General features: G+C 37.7%; 18 protein-coding genes. 9 read left to right on the plus strand and 9 right to left on the minus strand.

Annotated elements, in window-relative coordinates; genetic code table 11:
• Positions 1–173 precede the first annotated feature (173 nt).
• The 3 genes from BKM32_RS15995 to BKM32_RS16005 are packed head-to-tail and all read right to left on the minus strand — an operon-like array spanning position 174 to position 2,112.
• A complete protein-coding gene (locus tag BKM32_RS15995; RefSeq protein WP_076665237.1) occupies positions 174–764 on the minus strand; it encodes a TIGR00730 family Rossman fold protein in 591 nt (196 codons plus the stop codon).
• A complete protein-coding gene (prmC, locus tag BKM32_RS16000; RefSeq protein WP_076665337.1) occupies positions 761–1,627 on the minus strand; it encodes a peptide chain release factor N(5)-glutamine methyltransferase in 867 nt (288 codons plus the stop codon). The genes BKM32_RS15995 and prmC overlap by 4 nt, the downstream gene beginning before the upstream one ends.
• A complete protein-coding gene (locus BKM32_RS16005; RefSeq protein WP_076665340.1) occupies positions 1,624–2,112 on the minus strand; it encodes a GNAT family N-acetyltransferase in 489 nt (162 codons plus the stop codon). Before BKM32_RS16005 ends, prmC begins: the two co-directional genes overlap by 4 nt.
• A gap of 34 nt (positions 2,113–2,146) precedes the next feature.
• On the opposite strand from BKM32_RS16005, the gene ribD reads away from it, so the two are divergent.
• From ribD to BKM32_RS16020, 3 genes are read left to right on the plus strand one after another with little or no spacing between them, the layout of a single operon-like run.
• Positions 2,147–3,199, plus strand: a complete 1,053-nt coding sequence (ribD, locus tag BKM32_RS16010) for a bifunctional diaminohydroxyphosphoribosylaminopyrimidine deaminase/5-amino-6-(5-phosphoribosylamino)uracil reductase RibD (RefSeq protein ID WP_076665240.1) — start codon at positions 2,147–2,149, stop codon at positions 3,197–3,199.
• Complete coding sequence (locus BKM32_RS16015; protein ID WP_076665243.1) at positions 3,192–3,803, plus strand: HAD family phosphatase; 612 nt, start codon at positions 3,192–3,194, stop codon at positions 3,801–3,803. The genes ribD and BKM32_RS16015 overlap by 8 nt, the downstream gene beginning before the upstream one ends.
• Before the next feature lie 29 nt (positions 3,804–3,832).
• Positions 3,833–4,453, plus strand: a complete 621-nt coding sequence (locus BKM32_RS16020) for a YigZ family protein (RefSeq protein WP_123812153.1) — start codon at positions 3,833–3,835, stop codon at positions 4,451–4,453.
• On the opposite strand, the gene BKM32_RS16025 is transcribed toward BKM32_RS16020, so the two are convergent.
• The gene (locus tag BKM32_RS16025; protein ID WP_076665249.1) at positions 4,450–4,860 is read right to left on the minus strand and encodes a thioesterase family protein; all 411 of its coding nucleotides are present in this window, start codon (positions 4,858–4,860) and stop codon (positions 4,450–4,452) included. The genes BKM32_RS16020 and BKM32_RS16025 overlap by 4 nt on opposite strands.
• A gap of 198 nt (positions 4,861–5,058) precedes the next feature.
• Here BKM32_RS16025 and dnaA point away from each other — a divergent pair, with 198 nt between their 5' ends.
• The 4 genes from dnaA to BKM32_RS16045 all read left to right on the plus strand — a co-directional run bounded on the left by dnaA (position 5,059) and on the right by BKM32_RS16045 (position 9,136).
• A complete protein-coding gene (gene dnaA, locus BKM32_RS16030; RefSeq protein WP_053977568.1) occupies positions 5,059–6,486 on the plus strand; it encodes a chromosomal replication initiator protein DnaA in 1,428 nt (475 codons plus the stop codon).
• Between the two features lie 3 nt (positions 6,487–6,489).
• Positions 6,490–6,951 carry a low molecular weight protein-tyrosine-phosphatase gene (locus BKM32_RS16035; RefSeq protein WP_076665252.1) on the plus strand — a complete coding sequence of 154 codons (462 nt, stop codon included), beginning with the start codon at positions 6,490–6,492 and terminating at the stop codon, positions 6,949–6,951.
• Between the two features lie 62 nt (positions 6,952–7,013).
• Entirely contained in the window at positions 7,014–8,417 is a 1,404-nt protein-coding gene (locus BKM32_RS16040; RefSeq protein WP_076665255.1) for a PQQ-dependent sugar dehydrogenase, read from the plus strand.
• A 2-nt stretch (positions 8,418–8,419) separates the two neighbouring features.
• On the plus strand, positions 8,420–9,136 hold the full coding sequence (locus BKM32_RS16045) for an SAM-dependent methyltransferase (protein ID WP_076665258.1): 717 nt from the start codon (positions 8,420–8,422) through the stop codon (positions 9,134–9,136).
• 9 nt (positions 9,137–9,145) lie between these two features.
• On the opposite strand, the gene BKM32_RS16050 is transcribed toward BKM32_RS16045, so the two are convergent.
• From BKM32_RS16050 to dapF, 5 genes are all read right to left on the minus strand, one after another.
• The gene (locus BKM32_RS16050; protein ID WP_076665261.1) at positions 9,146–9,820 is read right to left on the minus strand and encodes a peptidoglycan-binding protein LysM; all 675 of its coding nucleotides are present in this window, start codon (positions 9,818–9,820) and stop codon (positions 9,146–9,148) included.
• A gap of 106 nt (positions 9,821–9,926) precedes the next feature.
• A complete protein-coding gene (locus BKM32_RS16055; protein WP_371328834.1) occupies positions 9,927–10,715 on the minus strand; it encodes a DUF2279 domain-containing protein in 789 nt (262 codons plus the stop codon).
• Between the two features lie 125 nt (positions 10,716–10,840).
• Positions 10,841–11,884 (minus strand): endolytic transglycosylase MltG, encoded by a 1,044-nt coding sequence (gene mltG / locus BKM32_RS16060; RefSeq protein ID WP_076665266.1) that lies wholly within the window; start codon positions 11,882–11,884, stop codon positions 10,841–10,843.
• On the minus strand, positions 11,885–12,409 hold the full coding sequence (locus BKM32_RS16065; RefSeq protein WP_076665269.1) for a GNAT family N-acetyltransferase: 525 nt from the start codon (positions 12,407–12,409) through the stop codon (positions 11,885–11,887).
• Complete coding sequence (gene dapF, locus BKM32_RS16070; protein WP_076665272.1) at positions 12,403–13,182, minus strand: diaminopimelate epimerase; 780 nt, start codon at positions 13,180–13,182, stop codon at positions 12,403–12,405. Before dapF ends, BKM32_RS16065 begins: the two co-directional genes overlap by 7 nt.
• A gap of 159 nt (positions 13,183–13,341) precedes the next feature.
• On the opposite strand from dapF, the gene BKM32_RS16075 reads away from it, so the two are divergent.
• Positions 13,342–14,748 carry a trypsin-like peptidase domain-containing protein gene (locus BKM32_RS16075; protein WP_076665274.1) on the plus strand — a complete coding sequence of 469 codons (1,407 nt, stop codon included), beginning with the start codon at positions 13,342–13,344 and terminating at the stop codon, positions 14,746–14,748.
• Positions 14,749–14,896: 148 nt separating this feature from the next.
• The gene (locus BKM32_RS16080; protein WP_076665277.1) at positions 14,897–16,342 is read left to right on the plus strand and encodes a glyceraldehyde-3-phosphate dehydrogenase; all 1,446 of its coding nucleotides are present in this window, start codon (positions 14,897–14,899) and stop codon (positions 16,340–16,342) included.
• The last annotated feature ends 161 nt before the right edge of the window (positions 16,343–16,503 follow it).

Here is a 16,503-nt window from a genome sequence, read left to right on the forward strand (position 1 = left end):
AAGATGTATGAATTTTGGTTTAATTTCAGGGTTCCAAGATACTAAAATGCCCCTGACGGCATATTTGTTTTTTGAGTTTTATATTAACAGAAGAATTAGATAAAGTCCCTTATTAAAACCCAGAGAGTCATTTTTAAAAATAGAAAAATTTGAATGAAAAACCTTTTAATACTTTAGGTTCTGTCAGCCTTTAACCATTGTGGTACATCTTGAGGCTTGAACCCTCTCATTTTATCAAGTAGTCTATTGATGTCATCTTCCACAATCAGCAAATCTAAATTTGAAATTTTAAGAAGTCCCTTGGCCACCATGGTTTCGAACATTTTAATAAGTTCGTCATAAAACCCATTGGAATTCAACAAGCCAATTGGCTTTTGATGCAAACCTAATTGCGCCCAGGTGATAATTTCAAAAAGCTCTTCAAAGGTGCCAAATCCTCCTGGCAAAGCTATAAAGCCATCGGAAAGCTCATGCATCTTCAACTTTCGTTCATGCATGGTTTCTGTGGTAATCAACTCATGCAATCCTAAATGTACCACTTCCTTTAATTTTAAAAATTCAGGAATAACCCCTATTGCCTTGCCATTATGCTCCAAAACGGCTTCAGCCACTTTACCCATGATTCCAATCTTCGCAGCTCCGTAAACCAAGGCAATGTCTTCCTTCGCCATTACCTTTCCCAAATACTGGGCATCACTGATTACCTTGAGATCATTTCCTTCGCTGCTTCCACAAAATACAGCTATCGATTTTAGTGTTTTCATAACTTTATTCCTTTTAGCATCCTGTTATTCCCAAAAATATCCTGACGCAATTCTATATCTGTAAAATTATTATCAATAAGCAACTGCCGCATTTCCTCTCCAAGATATTGATTGATCTCAAAAAACAACATCCCGCTGTTTTTCAAACTCTTACCAGCAAATTTAGTGATTACTTTATAAAAACGTAAAGGATCATCGTTAGGAACAAACAATGCCAAATCCGGCTCGTAGTCCAAAACATTGGTTTTCATCTCGCTTTTCTCTAGTTCACGTACATATGGAGGGTTGGAGACGATGACATCAAACTTGAGCTGTAAAAACTCAGGCGCTAAATTCTCAAACTGAAGAATATCCCCTTCCATAAAGTTCACATCCACATTATTTATTCCTGCATTTTCTTTGGCCACTTCAATGGCCTGAGCACTAACATCTAGCGTATAAATTTCAGCGCTGGGCAAGTAATGTCCCAAACTAATGGGAATACAGCCCGTCCCCGTACCTATATCCAAAATCCGTATTGGCTCAGACCTATTTTTACTGGTTTCTATTATCCAATTCACCAATTCTTCCGTTTCTGGTCTTGGAATTAAAGTTGCAGGAGATACTTTAAATGGTAATCCAAAAAACTCCGCCTCCCCTAAAATGTATTGAATAGGTTCTTGGTCTTTCAACCTCCTTAGAACCTGGTTCATTTTGGAAGCACCTTCAGGCGTCACTTCATATTCTGGCTCCAAAACCAAGGTAATTGGTTTTATCTTGAAATAATGGTCCAAAAGAAGACCGAAAAAACTATCTACTTCCTCAACCCCATAGATTGCATCAAGGGATTGGTGAAACTGAGTTTTTATATCCTTTAAAATCATAATTCTTTTATCATCCAAACATTGCACGAATAGTGCCCTGTATTTCCCATTGGCGCTTCCAAAGGTTCAAAACCCACCTTTCCATACAACTTCGTGGCTGCCTTCATATATGGTAAGGTTTCCAAATAACATTTTTTGAATCCCAGTTCTTTGGCCTTTTCCAAGCATTTTGTCATCATTGCACTTCCTAATCCTGTGCCTCTAGCTTCAGGAAGAAAATACATTTTCTGCAATTCGCATACATTGACCTCTCCCTCCAAAGGAGCAATTCCCGCGCCTCCAATTACCTTACCATTGTCATCCAAAACATAGTATACCATTTTAGGAGCACTATACATTTTGGTCATACAGTCCAAAGCCACATCCTCATAGGCAGTCCCTACTTTTGGAACCCCAAATTCAATCAAAACATCACGGATTACAGCCGCCACTTGAGCATCGTCTTCAGCCATAATTTCTCTAATGACAATATTATTTTTGCTCACTTTTAATTGGTATTTTTGCCACATCAAATTTGGGATGAAGATACACGAAAAATACATAACACGCTGTATAGATATTGCCAAAAATGGCTTGGGAAATACAAGACCCAATCCCATGGTTGGCTGCGTTATTGTTCATGAGAACAATATCATTGGCGAAGGTTTTACAAGTCCATACGGCGGAAATCATGCAGAGGTAAATGCCATACATTCGGTTCAAGACCCCAATTTATTGAAAAAAGCTACACTTTACGTGACGCTTGAACCTTGCAGCCATTTCGGTAAAACGCCTCCTTGCAGTGATTTGATTATCAAATCCCAGATTCCAAATGTTGTTATTGGAACCATTGACACCCATAGCAAAGTTGCGGGAAAAGGCATTGAAAAATTAACAGCTGCCGGATGCAATGTGACGGTTGGAATTTTAGAAAATGAGTGTCAAGAACATCATAAACGCTTCTTTACGTTTCACAACAAACTAAGACCATACATCATCCTAAAATGGGCACAGACCCTAGATGGCTATTTGGCACCTGAAACACAAAACAAACAGGAACCTGTTTGGATTACCAATACATTTTCGCGACAAATCGTTCATAAATGGCGAACCGAAGAACATGCCATTTTTGTGGGCACTAACACCGTTATTAAGGACAACCCTAAATTAACGGTTAGAGATTGGAAAGGCCAAAACCCAATAAGAATTGTACTCGACAGAACAGGTAAACTCCCTAAAAACCTTGGTGTTTTCAATAATGAATCCAAAACCATTGTAATTTCATCTTCAGAAAATACGAACGTTTTAAATTCTGAATTTACTCAGACAGAATTCATAGCTTGGGAAGACAACACACATATTGCCAAACAAATTTGTGAGCTTCTCCATAAACAAGACATTCAATCTGTAATTATTGAAGGAGGTGCGCAAACCCTGCATACTTTTATAAATGAAGGTCTTTGGGATGAAGCAAGGGTGTTTACCGGCAATGTTCTTTTTGAAAAGGGCATTGAAGCTCCAAAAATTCATGGAACGTTAGTTTCACAACAACACATTTTACAAGACAGTTTAAAAATATACCGCAATGATTAAAACCATAATATTCGACTTTGGAGACGTTTTTATCAACCTAGATAAGGAAGGCGCCATAGAGACTACCAAAGCCACTTTGAACCTTCAGGAATTTCCAGAAGAAATGCTATCGGTGAACTGTCTTTATGAGCAGGGACTTATTTCCACAGAAGAATTCAAAGATTTTTACTTCCAAAATTTCAAGAACATCTCCGAGGAGACTTTAAAAGATACCTGGAATTACATTTTAAAAGACTTTCCAGAGCATAAACTGGATTTTTTGAAACAGTTGGCAAAAGATGGCAATTATCTACTTATTCTTTTAAGCAACACCAACGAACTTCATATTGATTGGGTAAAAGAAAACATTTCTGTGTTTGAAGATTTCAAAAAGCAATTTGACAAATTCTACCTATCTCATGAAATTCAACTAAGAAAACCTGATACCGAAATCTACGAATTTGTACTAAGGGAAAACAATCTAAAACCGGAGGAATGTCTTTTTGTTGATGATTTAAAAGAAAACACAGATGCCGCAAAGTCATTGGGAATTCACGTTTGGAATATCGATCCTAAAACCGAAGATGTTTGTACTTTGTTTGCCACACACAAACACTTATTTTAAAACAAAACCGATATCCATTATCCAAAACACTGATGACTAAAGACACTTACAAAACCATTACCAAAGCATCTGAAGAAGTCTTGTTTAAGGATAAAAACAGTAAGTTTTTCGGCTATGCCATCCCCATTAAATCTGAAGAAGAGGCAAAAACCCATATTGAAGCCCTAAAAAAACAACACCACTCGGCACGCCATTGGTGCTATGCCTACCAAATAGGCACAAAAGAACCCAACATCATTTTTAGAGCCAATGATGACGGAGAACCAAGCAACAGTGCCGGGATGCCAATTTACGGACAGATCCAATCTTTTGAAGTTACCAACATATTGGTAGTTGTGGTTCGCTATTTCGGAGGCGTCAAACTTGGTGTTGGCGGGTTGATAAATGCCTACAAAACTGCCGCCCAAATGGCACTTGAGGTTTCCAAAATAGTCACCAAAACCATCAACGCGGAATTTCTGATCCATTTCGATTATGTGAACATGAACAAAGTCATGCGAATCATCAAAGAAAAGGACCTAAAAATCGTCAATCAGAAGTTGGAAATGGACTGTGAAATCACCATTTCTGTTCGCCTAAAAAATGCCGATGAAATTTTCCAAATTTTCGATGCTTTATATGAAATCGACATCAAAAATTTAAACGATTAATTTTGCAGTTGGTCTAAAATATATTTTGGACATCTGGTTGGCCGATTGCGTTCCATATCGATAAATGCCAAAACAGTTTTCCCAGTTGTTAACAATTCATTTTCCGCATTAAAAATTTCATAATCAAACTCAATTGAAGCCGAAGGAATTTTCGCCAAGGTTGTCACCACACGAACTTGATCATCATAACGAGCTGACTTCTTGAAATTTACACTCAAAGACACCACCGGAAGCATGATTCCTTCCTCCTCCATTTGCCGATAACTTACCCCAAATTTTCGTAACCATTCGGTTCGTCCCATTTCGAAGTACTGCGCGTAGTTTCCGTGGTATACAACGCCCATTTGATCTGTTTCTCCATATCGGATTCTAAATTGTATTTCATCTGATTTTAAAGCGTTACCCATTCTTTTTTAATTTTTTTTTCGTACTTTCAAGGAAATTTAAACATGGTAAAAAAATTCTAAAAATTCAACCCCTATTCAGTTTTTTTTTTAAGAATTTTGTTCACATATTTGTCATGTAAAAATTTGATCCAAGAGAAACTCTATTTTCTCTTTTTTTTACTAAAACTAAACTAACTAAACAACAAATAATCTTAGAGAATGGATGTAACTGCGCAATCAGTTTGGAATAATTGCCTGTCTTTTATTAAGGATAACATACAACCCCAAGCTTATAAAACTTGGTTTGAACCCATACAAGCAGTCAAACTTTCAGACAAAGCGTTAAGCATTCAAGTTCCCAGTAAATTTTTCTACGAATGGCTTGAGGAGCACTACGTAAAAATCCTTAAAGTTGCCCTTACCAAAGAGCTTGGTGACAGTGCCAAATTGGTATATGTTATCAAGATGGAAAACACCTATGGCAACAAGCAGCCGTTCACTGAAAAAATACCGAGTTCCAACCGTACTGCGGTAAAATCCCAAGATGTTGACATTCCATTCAACAACAAAAATCCAGAACTTAAAAATCCATTTGTAATTCCTGGTATCAGAAATATCAAGATTGAATCTCAACTGAATCCAAATTACAATTTTGAGAACTTTTTGGAGGGAGACTCTAACCGATTGGCAAGAAATGCAGGTTTGGCAGTAGCTAGTAAACCGGGAGGAACTTCTTTTAATCCACTTTTGATTTTTGGTGGTGTTGGTTTAGGAAAAACCCACTTGGCACACGCCATTGGTATTGATATTAAAGACAAGTATCCAGAGAAAACTGTTCTATATATTTCCGCTGAAAAGTTCACCCAGCAGTACATTGATTCCGTTAAAAAGAACAACAGAAATGACTTCATTCATTTCTACCAAATCATTGACGTTCTTATTATTGATGATGTTCAGTTTTTATCTGGAAAATCAGGAACGCAGGACGTGTTTTTTCACATTTTCAACCACTTGCACCAAAACGGCAAACAGGTAATCCTTACCAGTGATAAGGCTCCTGTAGACATGCAAGATATTGAGCAACGCTTGTTGTCCCGTTTTAAATGGGGACTTTCTGCGGAATTGCAAACCCCAGATTTTGAAACCCGAGTTTCTATATTAAGAAACAAATTGTACCGTGACGGTGTAGAAATCTCTGACGATATTATTGAATACATTGCAAAGCATATCAAAACCAATGTAAGGGAATTGGAAGGCGCTATCATCTCTTTGATCGCCCAGTCTTCTTTCAACAAAAAGGAAGTCACCCTTAACCTTGCAAAAGATATTGTTGAGAAATTTGTAAAGAATACCAAACGCGAAGTTTCTATCGATTATATCCAAAAAGTCGTGTCGGATTATTTCCAAATGGATGTAAGCACCTTACAGTCTAAAACGAGAAAAAGACACATTGTGCAAGCTAGACAATTGGCTATGTTCTTTGCTAAAAAGTATACCAAAGCCTCTTTGGCAAGTATTGGATCTCAAATTGGAAAACGCGATCATGCTACGGTATTACATGCATGTAAAACAGTTGATAACTTGACTGCTACAGACAAGCAATTTAGAAAATACGTAGACGATCTTTCTAAAAAATTCTCCGTTTAACAAATGGCTATCACTAGAATTTTAATGGTGTGTCTCGGAAATATCTGTAGGTCACCATTGGCTCATGGAATTTTGGAATCCAAACTTCCTGACGATTTATTCTATGTGGATTCTGCAGGCACTTCCAATTATCATATTGGCCAACAGCCAGACAGAAGGTCTATAGCGGTTGCTAGATTACACGGCATTGATATTTCCCATCAAGCTGGGAGACAGTTTAGCAAAAATGATTTTGATGCTTTCGATATCATTTATGCCATGGACCAAGACAATTATAATGATATTGTTAGATTGGCCCGTACTGAGGATGATATTGCCAAAGTCCGAAAGATTTTGGATGCAGACACCAACATTTCAAGCAAAAATGTTCCCGACCCTTATTATGGCGACATGAGTGATTTTGAACATGTTTTTGCCCTTTTGGATACCGTTTGTCAAGAAATTGCAGACCAACTTAATTCCTAACCACCCCTTTTTTCAATCTCATTTTTGTATTTTGTTGTATCTAAGCATTCTAATACATCAAAATGAAACTTCCCTTCACCCTTCTATTAGCCCTTTTTGTTCAGATTAGCTTTTCCCAAGACATTGAAATTACGTCTTTTGCCACTGGGTTTGTAGACCCGGTGAACATTAAACATGCTGGTGATGAAAGACTGTTTGTTGCAGAACAAGCCGGCACCATTCAAATTATAAGTTCTGAAGGAACTTTAAACACAGCTCCTTTTTTGGACATTACTTCCATTGTATATGACGGTGCTAGCGAACAAGGTTTATTGGGTTTAGCCTTCCACCCCAACTATGAAACCAATGGCTATTTTTATGTAAACTATATCAACAATAGCCAAAACACAGTCATTTCCAGATTTGAACGAACCGATACCAACACAGCCAATCCCAACTCTGAATTAATTTTATTAACCATTACCCAACCCTACAACAACCATAACGGAGGAGATCTTGCCTTTGGGCCAGATGGCTATTTATACATTGGTACAGGTGATGGCGGAAGCTCGGGTGATCCACAAAATAGAGCTCAGAATCTTACCTCTCTTTTAGGAAAATTGTTAAGAATTGATGTGGATAACCCCTCTGTAGGAAACAACTATGGGATTCCTAGTGATAATCCTTTTGTATCCAATCCCAATGCCCTAGATGAAATATGGGCCTACGGACTGAGAAACCCTTGGAAATTTTCCTTTGATCGTGACACCAATGACTTATGGATTGCCGATGTTGGTCAAAACTTATATGAAGAAATCAATATGGTTACTCCTTCAACTTCCGCAAACGGATTAAACTACGGATGGCGATGCTATGAAGGAAATACAGCATACAATTCAACAAATTGTCCTGACGACAGCACTCTAACTTTTCCCGTTGATGTTTATAGTCACAGTGGCAATGGAGGCCCCACGAAATGCTCTATTACAGGGGGCTATAGATATCGAGGTTCGGAACAAGCCGGCTTCAATGGTCTCTATTTTTTCGCCGACTTTTGTAGTAATGAAATTGGCACCCTTCAAGCTAATGGCAGTGATTGGACCATGACTTTCACCCCTCCATATTTAAACAATGAATGGAGCTGTTTTGGAGAAGATGTGAGTGGTGAATTATATATTGCAGGTTTAACCTCAGGAACTATCTACAAAATCACCGGGAACAGTTTAGGAATCGAGGATGAACACATGGCAGAAGTAAAAATATATACAAGTTCCCGAAATCAAACCATAACTATAGACCTCAACAACAACACTTCCATAAACCAATTAAATCTTTATGATATTCAAGGGAAATTCTTAAAATCTATCACTAATTTTGAAAGCTCCATAATTACCATCTCTTCTGATAACTTTTCAGCAGGGGTCTACCTTATGGAACTCAAAAAAATAAATGGCTCAAGGGTTATAAAAAAACTAATCGTTGATTAAGAATGGAAAAGAACACTGGTAAATTATACCTCATCCCAACTCTTTTAGGAGACAATCCCTCATTGGAAGTACTTCCTATTTCGGTAAAAAATGTTATTGAACATATAGATTCTTTTATTGTAGAAAACGAAAAATCGGCAAGGCACTTTATAAAACATGTCTGTCCTCAAAAATCACAACCAAAATTGCATCTACAAGTACTTAACAAATACACGGAGAGTATGGAGATGATGACCTTTTTAGATCCATGTAAAGAAGGCATCGACATGGGACTTCTTTCTGAAGCTGGCTGTCCTGGAGTTGCAGATCCCGGTGCTGAAATTGTAAAGTTGGCACATCAAAACAACATTCAGGTTGTGCCCCTAGTAGGACCTTCTTCCATAATTCTAGCAATGATGAGCTCTGGAATGAATGGGCAGAGTTTTGCTTTCAACGGTTATTTACCTATCGACAAACAGGAACGCAAAAACACATTAAAAAAATTGGAGAGACGTTCTCAAGAAGAAAATCAAAGTCAGATTTTTATTGAAACCCCTTACAGGAACAATAAGCTTTTAGAAGATTTATGTCAAGTATTACAGCCTCAAACCAAAATTTGTGTGGCTTGCGACATTACATTGCCTACCGAATACATTAAAACCTTAACGGCCAAGCAATGGAAAATGACAAAGATTGACTTACACAAACGTCCGTCAATCTTTATCATTCATAAGGAATAATCAATACAACTATAAAATAGCTTTTGCTGTCTTATTTGGAACAATATGGGAAGTATCGTACCCTGAAAATCGTTTCATATAGTACTTTACAGATGTTCCATAGGCATCCTTGAAATTGTCAACTCCCGAACTTCTCAGGAATTTCTTTACGCTTCCAGGTCCCGCCAAGTGGGCCGCAGCCAAAATTCCGGATTCCGTAACGCTGATACCGTTAATGGTAGTTCCTACAAAACGCTTGATGTCTTTACGCAAAATCCACTTATTGCGTTCTGCATTGGCCAAAAAGGCTTTTTCTTGAAGTTCCGGATTGTACAAAAACTGGTTAGGATTGTAAATTCCTATTAATTTCAAGGTTTCTGCACCAAATTGGTACTTTCCAAGATAGCCTAACGTATTCACCGTAAAATAATTTCCTCTGGATTCCTTAAAAGCAATCGCTTCCTTGAATCCTATATAGGTTTTTCCTATATTTGGAAAATAGACCTCCTCGGAGAAAGGAGTTGTGGGCTCTTTAGTTTCATTAGCTAAAAAAGCCATATCTTCTGAAACTGTAAAATCAAGTTCTAACCCTTCTGTTGAATAGTCACCCATATCAACGGCTTCTTGGTTAGAAGAAAGCGCCAAATAAATCAGCGCACAAATTGTAAGAGGGATTACGAAAAAATTAGTTTTCTTTTTTATCATAATAGCTAATTTATAAAGCCGTTATCTCCCCAAAAACGGGCTTTAAATTTCAGCGGGCAAAGGTATAACTTTTTTTTAAACCCTGAAAATTAATCGCTTAAGTACTTCAAAAATAGATTCCGTGGAACTTTATGCAATTTTTATCGGTGAACTCCACTGTAGGAAAAGGTATCTTAATAAGGTTAAAAACTTCAAAAACAGTTCTTAAAAAATGGGAGTTTGTGTTAATTTTAGTTAAATCTACATCGAGACTAAAAAAATACTGTCGGCGCCTATTTTTTTCAATAATTTCTTCAATATTTTCATTTTCCGATCCAAAAAGCATCCCCTCGGCTCCATAGCCAAAAGCCATGTTCAACCACCTCGGAATTTTACTTTCCCTAAAAAATGAATTCAGATTAATACTTAACCAGTAAGTTTGCCCATTGTAATCTTTCAGGATTTCCTCCAAAAATCCATCTCCAAGGGTTTCGGGCCGCAGCTGTGCATAATGGGTTTGATGAAATGAATATTTTAAAGTCATTCGCTGTTCTTTCCAAAGCAACTCTTGGCCAATATACAATCCCGTACCCGAAGCATTGGCAATAACATCCCCCCAAGAAAAGCCCCATTCCTCTGAAAATCCATCAAAAACCTCCACTGCCGTTAAAAAAGCAAAGCCTAAAGTACTGCCGTACAACAATTGGTCTCTTTCGCTTACCCCACTCCATTGCAATGTGTTTGCTCCCAATCTCCCCATTTGGTAAGAGGTGTAAACATGTCCCAGCTTATCCATTTGCAACCATTCTTGGTTGTCATTTAGGGTATGGAAATTTGAACGAGGATAATCGGCGTACCAAAGTTGGTCCAAACCAACCAACGCCATGGTTGCTAGTGAAGCTTCGGAAATAACCACTGCATTTCTCCTTTTTATATTGAGAGTGTCGCTTGGCTTAAGAAATTTATTTATCCCTGTTTGGGCATAGCAAGCAGTAACCGCAAAACAAAACAATACTATTTGTGTGAGGCCACGCTTCACCCCTATCGTCTTATCCCTTGAGAAGATAAATAACTTTGGTATTCCCTAGCATTAATGTTATGCTGCGTCAAAGTTTTGGCAAATTTATGGTATCCCAAACGCTTGGCATCGGCAGCAAAATACAAGTAACTATGTTTCTCATAGTTTAAAACCGCATCTATGGCCGAAATATCCGGCATGGATATAAGCCCAGGAGGCAAGCCAGCATATTTATAGGTGTTGTATGGCGATTCAATTTCCTTATGGACATTCAAAACACGTTTAATAACCGTACCCTGATATTCTGGTAATTGGTAGGCCGCATATTTCAAGGTTGGATCGGCCTGTAAAGGCATACCAATCTTGATTCTGTTCATATACACCCCTGCAATCCTAGGTTGCTCACTTGCTTGTTTGGATTCTTCATGCACAATGGAAGCCAAAGTCATAACTTCATTTTGGCTCAAACCAATTTCTTTGGCTTTAGCCTTTCTACTGTCATTCCAAAACCTACTGTATTCGGTTGCCATACGCTCACAGAATTGCTCAGAAGAGGTATTCCAAAAAAATTGGTAACTGTTAGGAATGTACATTCCCAGAGCTGTTTTCTCAGAAAACCCATTGGCTTCCAAAAATGCCTTGGAAGTCATTTCATTCAACAATGACAAACTATCGGCTTCTATCTGGACAGCAATCCTTCCCGCTAATTTTGCTAAACTTTCCTGATTATTAAAAGACAGTTTGATAGGAATATTATTGCTTCTTATAGAATTTATAATGTCATTATTGCTCATGCCTTTTTTGATGACATACTTGCCCGCCTTGATATTGGTTGTGTATTGCTTTCTATTGGCAAGGGCATCAAATTTATCGATATCCAACAACAATGGTTCCAATTGGTCCCTAACATCTTGGTAGGTAGCTCCCGACGGAATATACACATAAGCCTGCTCATTATTAAAGCTTGTATTTGGCTTAAACATGGCTCCATAAATATAATATGCAATAAAAGCAGCAATGGCCAAGCCTAAAAGGGCAATTGCCAACAGTATTTTTTTAAAGTACATTTAACTAGATATACGTTGAAATAAATATTCGTTTTTGAAGGAACCATCTACAAAGTTCCAATCCTTCTTCAGCCCTACTTTTTGAAAGCCGTTGCCCTCAAACAATTTGATACTGGCTTCATTTTCTTCAGAAATATTGCAATACAGTTGATGTAGATTTAAATACTTATCGCAATACCCTATGAGCAGCTTTAGAGCGTCATTGCCATGGCCCATACCACGATTCACCTTATCTTTTATCAAAATTCCAATACCGGCTCTTTTGTTCTTGAAGTCGAAATCAAAAAGGTCGATCAAGCCAATCACTGTATCACTATTGTTACAAATAGCCAATCGCAACTGCTTAACTTCAAAAATGTCTCTGTGGGCATTTTCCAAATACAGCTTGATGGCATATCTGGAATATGGGGTTATGGTGTTGCTAATTTCCCAAACGGACTCATCATTTTCAATGGCATGGACAAATTCCAAGTCTTCTGGCTCCAACGCCCTTAAATAGATATGTTCCCCTTTGAGTGTTAGCATTCAATTTCACCTTTAAATACAAATGTTGCAGGTCCAATAAGCCAAACATTTTTGTAATGGCCATTTGCAACTTCAAAAGACACCTTTAATTGTCCTCCTTGAACTTGCAAAGCAATTGTTTCCTTATCGGTTTGCCCGGTATTGTGCATGGCAATAGCTACAGCAGTAACACCAGTTCCACAAGATAAGGTTTCATCCTCCACTCCTCTTTCATAAGTTCTCACAGCAAAAAAGCCATCTTCAATTTTACTCACAAAATTGATATTACTTCCTGCTTTACCATACAATTCACTATAACGGATTTTAGCGCCTTCGGTTTTAACATCCATGTCGTCCAAATTACTATTGAATTCTACATGGTGAGGAGATCCCGTATTTAAAAACACATGCGAATCATGTTGTTCAACCAAATCCACATCCTGCATCTGAAGGTGTACAATATTGTTGTCTACCGTGGCATGGTGAAGTCCGTCCACAGCCTCAAACGTAGCCTTGTCTTCAATAACTCCCAAATGTTTTGCAAACGCCACCAAGCATCTACCTCCATTACCGCACATAGAGCTTTCGTTTCCATCGGCGTTGTAGTACACCATTTTGAAGTCATATTCTGGGTGGTTTTCCAATAAAATCAAACCATCGGCACCAATGCCAAAACGTCTGTCACACAAAAAAGCTACTTGTTTGGTATCATTTTTGTCGAAAGTTTGTTGACGATTATCAATCATCACAAAATCGTTCCCTGTTCCTTGATATTTGTAAAAAGTAAGTTTCATATTGGGGACAAATATAGGAATAATCGACGGTAAATCCCGTTGTTAAATAGGCGTTAAAACCAACGTTAAAAAGCGTTAAATAGAAATTGTCCATTCAATAAAAAAGTAATTTTAAACGTTAAATTATTCAATATATAAACCATAAAATCCTAATAAACTATGAAAAAATTACTGTCTTTAGTTTTAGTTTCCGTATTAGGTGGAGTCATTACACTGTCTACCTATAAAATGTATTTCGATCAAAACACTGCTTTCCAATCCCCTTCGACGGTAAGCGAATCCACATATTACCCAACCGTCCAGAACGTTTCCAATATTGCCAATGCTGTAAATGCCCCCAATTTTGTTTCGGCTGCCGAAAAAACGGTGCACTCTGTAGTACACGTTAAGAACACGGCGATCATTACAGGACAAAACAGTTTTGAAGATTTTTTCTTTGGAAGGCAATCCCAAAGAGCCCAGGTTGGAACCGGAAGCGGCGTGATAATTTCTCCAGATGGCTATATCATTACCAATAACCATGTGATTAATGGTGCCAGAGAAATTTCAATTACACTAAATGACAACAAAATTTACGATGCCCAACTTATTGGTACGGATGAAAAAACCGATATCGCCCTGTTAAAAATTGATGCAGAAGAAGAATTGCCATACATTTCCTTTGGTGATTCGGACCAAGCAAAAATTGGTGAATGGGTATTGGCTGTTGGGAATCCATTCAATCTAACTTCAACCGTAACTGCGGGTATCATCAGTGCTAAGGCAAGGGATTTGTCTGGTAGAAACATGCAGTCCTTTATTCAAACAGATGCCGCCGTGAACCCAGGCAACTCTGGGGGTGCTCTGGTCAATGCCAATGGGGACTTGATTGGAATAAACACCGCTATTTCTTCCCAAACGGGTTCCTATATAGGATATTCCTTCGCAGTGCCAAGTAATATTGCCAGAAAAGTAGTAGAAGACATTATGGAATTTGGCGATGTACAAACTGGTATTTTGGGTGTTACGGGAATTTCTCTTAACAGTGAGTCCGCTGAACATTTTGGTGTGAATACCTCAGAAGGATTTTACGTAAACGGCATTGAGGAAGACACCGGTGCAGATTTGGCGGGTATCAAAGAAGGAGACGTCATTACAAAATTGGATCACATTAAAATTTCGAAGTTTGCCGACCTAAAAGGCTATCTTACTACAAAACGTCCGGATGACGTAGTCAATGTGACATTACTTAGGGATGGAGACACAAAGGTACTTCCTGTAACCTTGATGAAGAATTCTACTTTAACCCTTCCTATTGTTGGACAGGTGAAAAATGCTAAAGCTTCCGATTTGCAAAAATACCGTACCAATAATGGTATTAAAATAGCGGCTTTAGATAACACTTATGCTAGATATTGGAAAAAGAACGGCATTGAAGAAGGTAATATCATCACAGCTATAAACGATGTTAAAGTTCGTGATGTTGATGAAGCTAAAAAAATTATTACCGAAAACACAAATGGAGAACCATTGAAGTTCGAGATTATCAACAAAAATGGTCAAAAAGAAAATTTTTATTGGAGATAAGTTAAATTCCTTAAAAACATGTCAATCCCCTTACGCTATTTTGGGTAGTGTAAGGGGATTTTTATTTGTTAAAATTGGTTACGAAAACGTTTGAAATAATGTACTTTTGACAAAAATTTAATTTTAACAACACACTAAACATTAAAAAATGAGTCTTAACGGTACTTATGAAAAGGAATTAGCTTTTCAGGCAGACAGACGTCGCGCCACTGTAGAATTTATTAAAATTGTCAGTGACCTTTGGTATGATAAATCTATAGAACTTGTTTTATTCAGAAACCAACTTATCGACAAAAACGTAAGTGAAATCTTAAACTTACATGAATACGCCGGAGAGTTCGTTCAAAAGCCAATTTCAATTTTTGATTCGGTAGAAATTGCCCAAGCCATTAAAAACTTGGACTTGCCACCAGCCAAATTAGACATTGGAAAGCTAACCTATGAATTTCATATAGAAGACCAAAAGTATAGCGCTGCAGATTTTGTGGCCAATAAATTGAAAGATGCTTACAACAACGAATCCATCAAACCAAAAGACGTCGTGCTTTATGGATTTGGAAGAATTGGACGTTTGGTTGCAAGGGAATTGATGTCTAAAACAGGAAAAGGAAGTCAATTGCGCTTAAGAGCTATTGTAACTCGTGGTGCCGTTGACGAAACTGTGTTGGAAAAAAGAGCCTCTCTGTTACGCAACGATTCTGTACATGGAGATTTCTCAGGCACCGTATCAACCGATCCTAAAAACAATGCCCTAATTATCAACGGAACAACCGTAAGCATCATTTCGGCAAATAGTCCAGAGGAGATTGATTACACCGCATATGGCATTAAAAATGCTTTGGTTATAGACAACACAGGTGCCTTTAGAGATAAAGAAGCCCTTAGCAGACTTTTAAAATCGAAAGGAGCCGATAAGGTATTGTTGACTGCGCCTGGTAAGGGGATCCCAAACATTGTATACGGAGTAAACCATTTGGATAACAACCCTGACAAAATAAAAATATTCTCAGCTGCTTCTTGTACAACCAATGCAATCACGCCTGTTTTAAAGGCTGTAGAAGATACTTATGGCGTTGTAAGCGGACATTTGGAAACCATCCATGCCTATACCAATGACCAAAATCTAGTGGACAACTTCCACAAAAAATACCGCCGTGGACGTGCTGCAGGATTGAATATGGTAATTACCGAAACTGGAGCAGGAAGTGCTGTTGCAAAAGCATTACCTGCTTTGGAAGGCAAATTGACGTCTAATGCCATTCGTGTACCTGTTCCAAACGGGTCTTTGGCAATTTTAAATTTAAATTTAGAAAAAGAGACCTCTGTAGAAAGCATGAATACCATTATGAAAAAATATGCATTGGAAGGGGATTTAGTGGAGCAAATAAAATATGAAATGAGTGACGAATTGGTTTCAAGCGATATCATTGGAAGCTCTGCGCCTTCTATATATGACAGTAAAGCTACCATTGTAAGGCCAGATGGCAAGAACGTGGTCTTATACATTTGGTATGATAACGAATATGGCTATAGCCACCAAGTTATCAGATTGGCTAAATACATTGCTAAAGTAAGACGCTACACTTACTATTAGTAGATTTTCAACTAAAAACTGAAAGAGCGGATTCAATTTGAATCCGCTCTTTTTATATACAAAGCAAAAGAATTAATGCCTATAAAATATCAAGTCTCAATTCAGTTTAAATCCAAATGACATTCAGGACATCACAGAATTAAGTACATTAAACATCTAAA

Source organism: Mangrovimonas sp. DI 80, assembly GCF_001975575.1.
GTDB lineage: Bacteria > Bacteroidota > Bacteroidia > Flavobacteriales > Flavobacteriaceae > Mangrovimonas_A > Mangrovimonas_A xylaniphaga.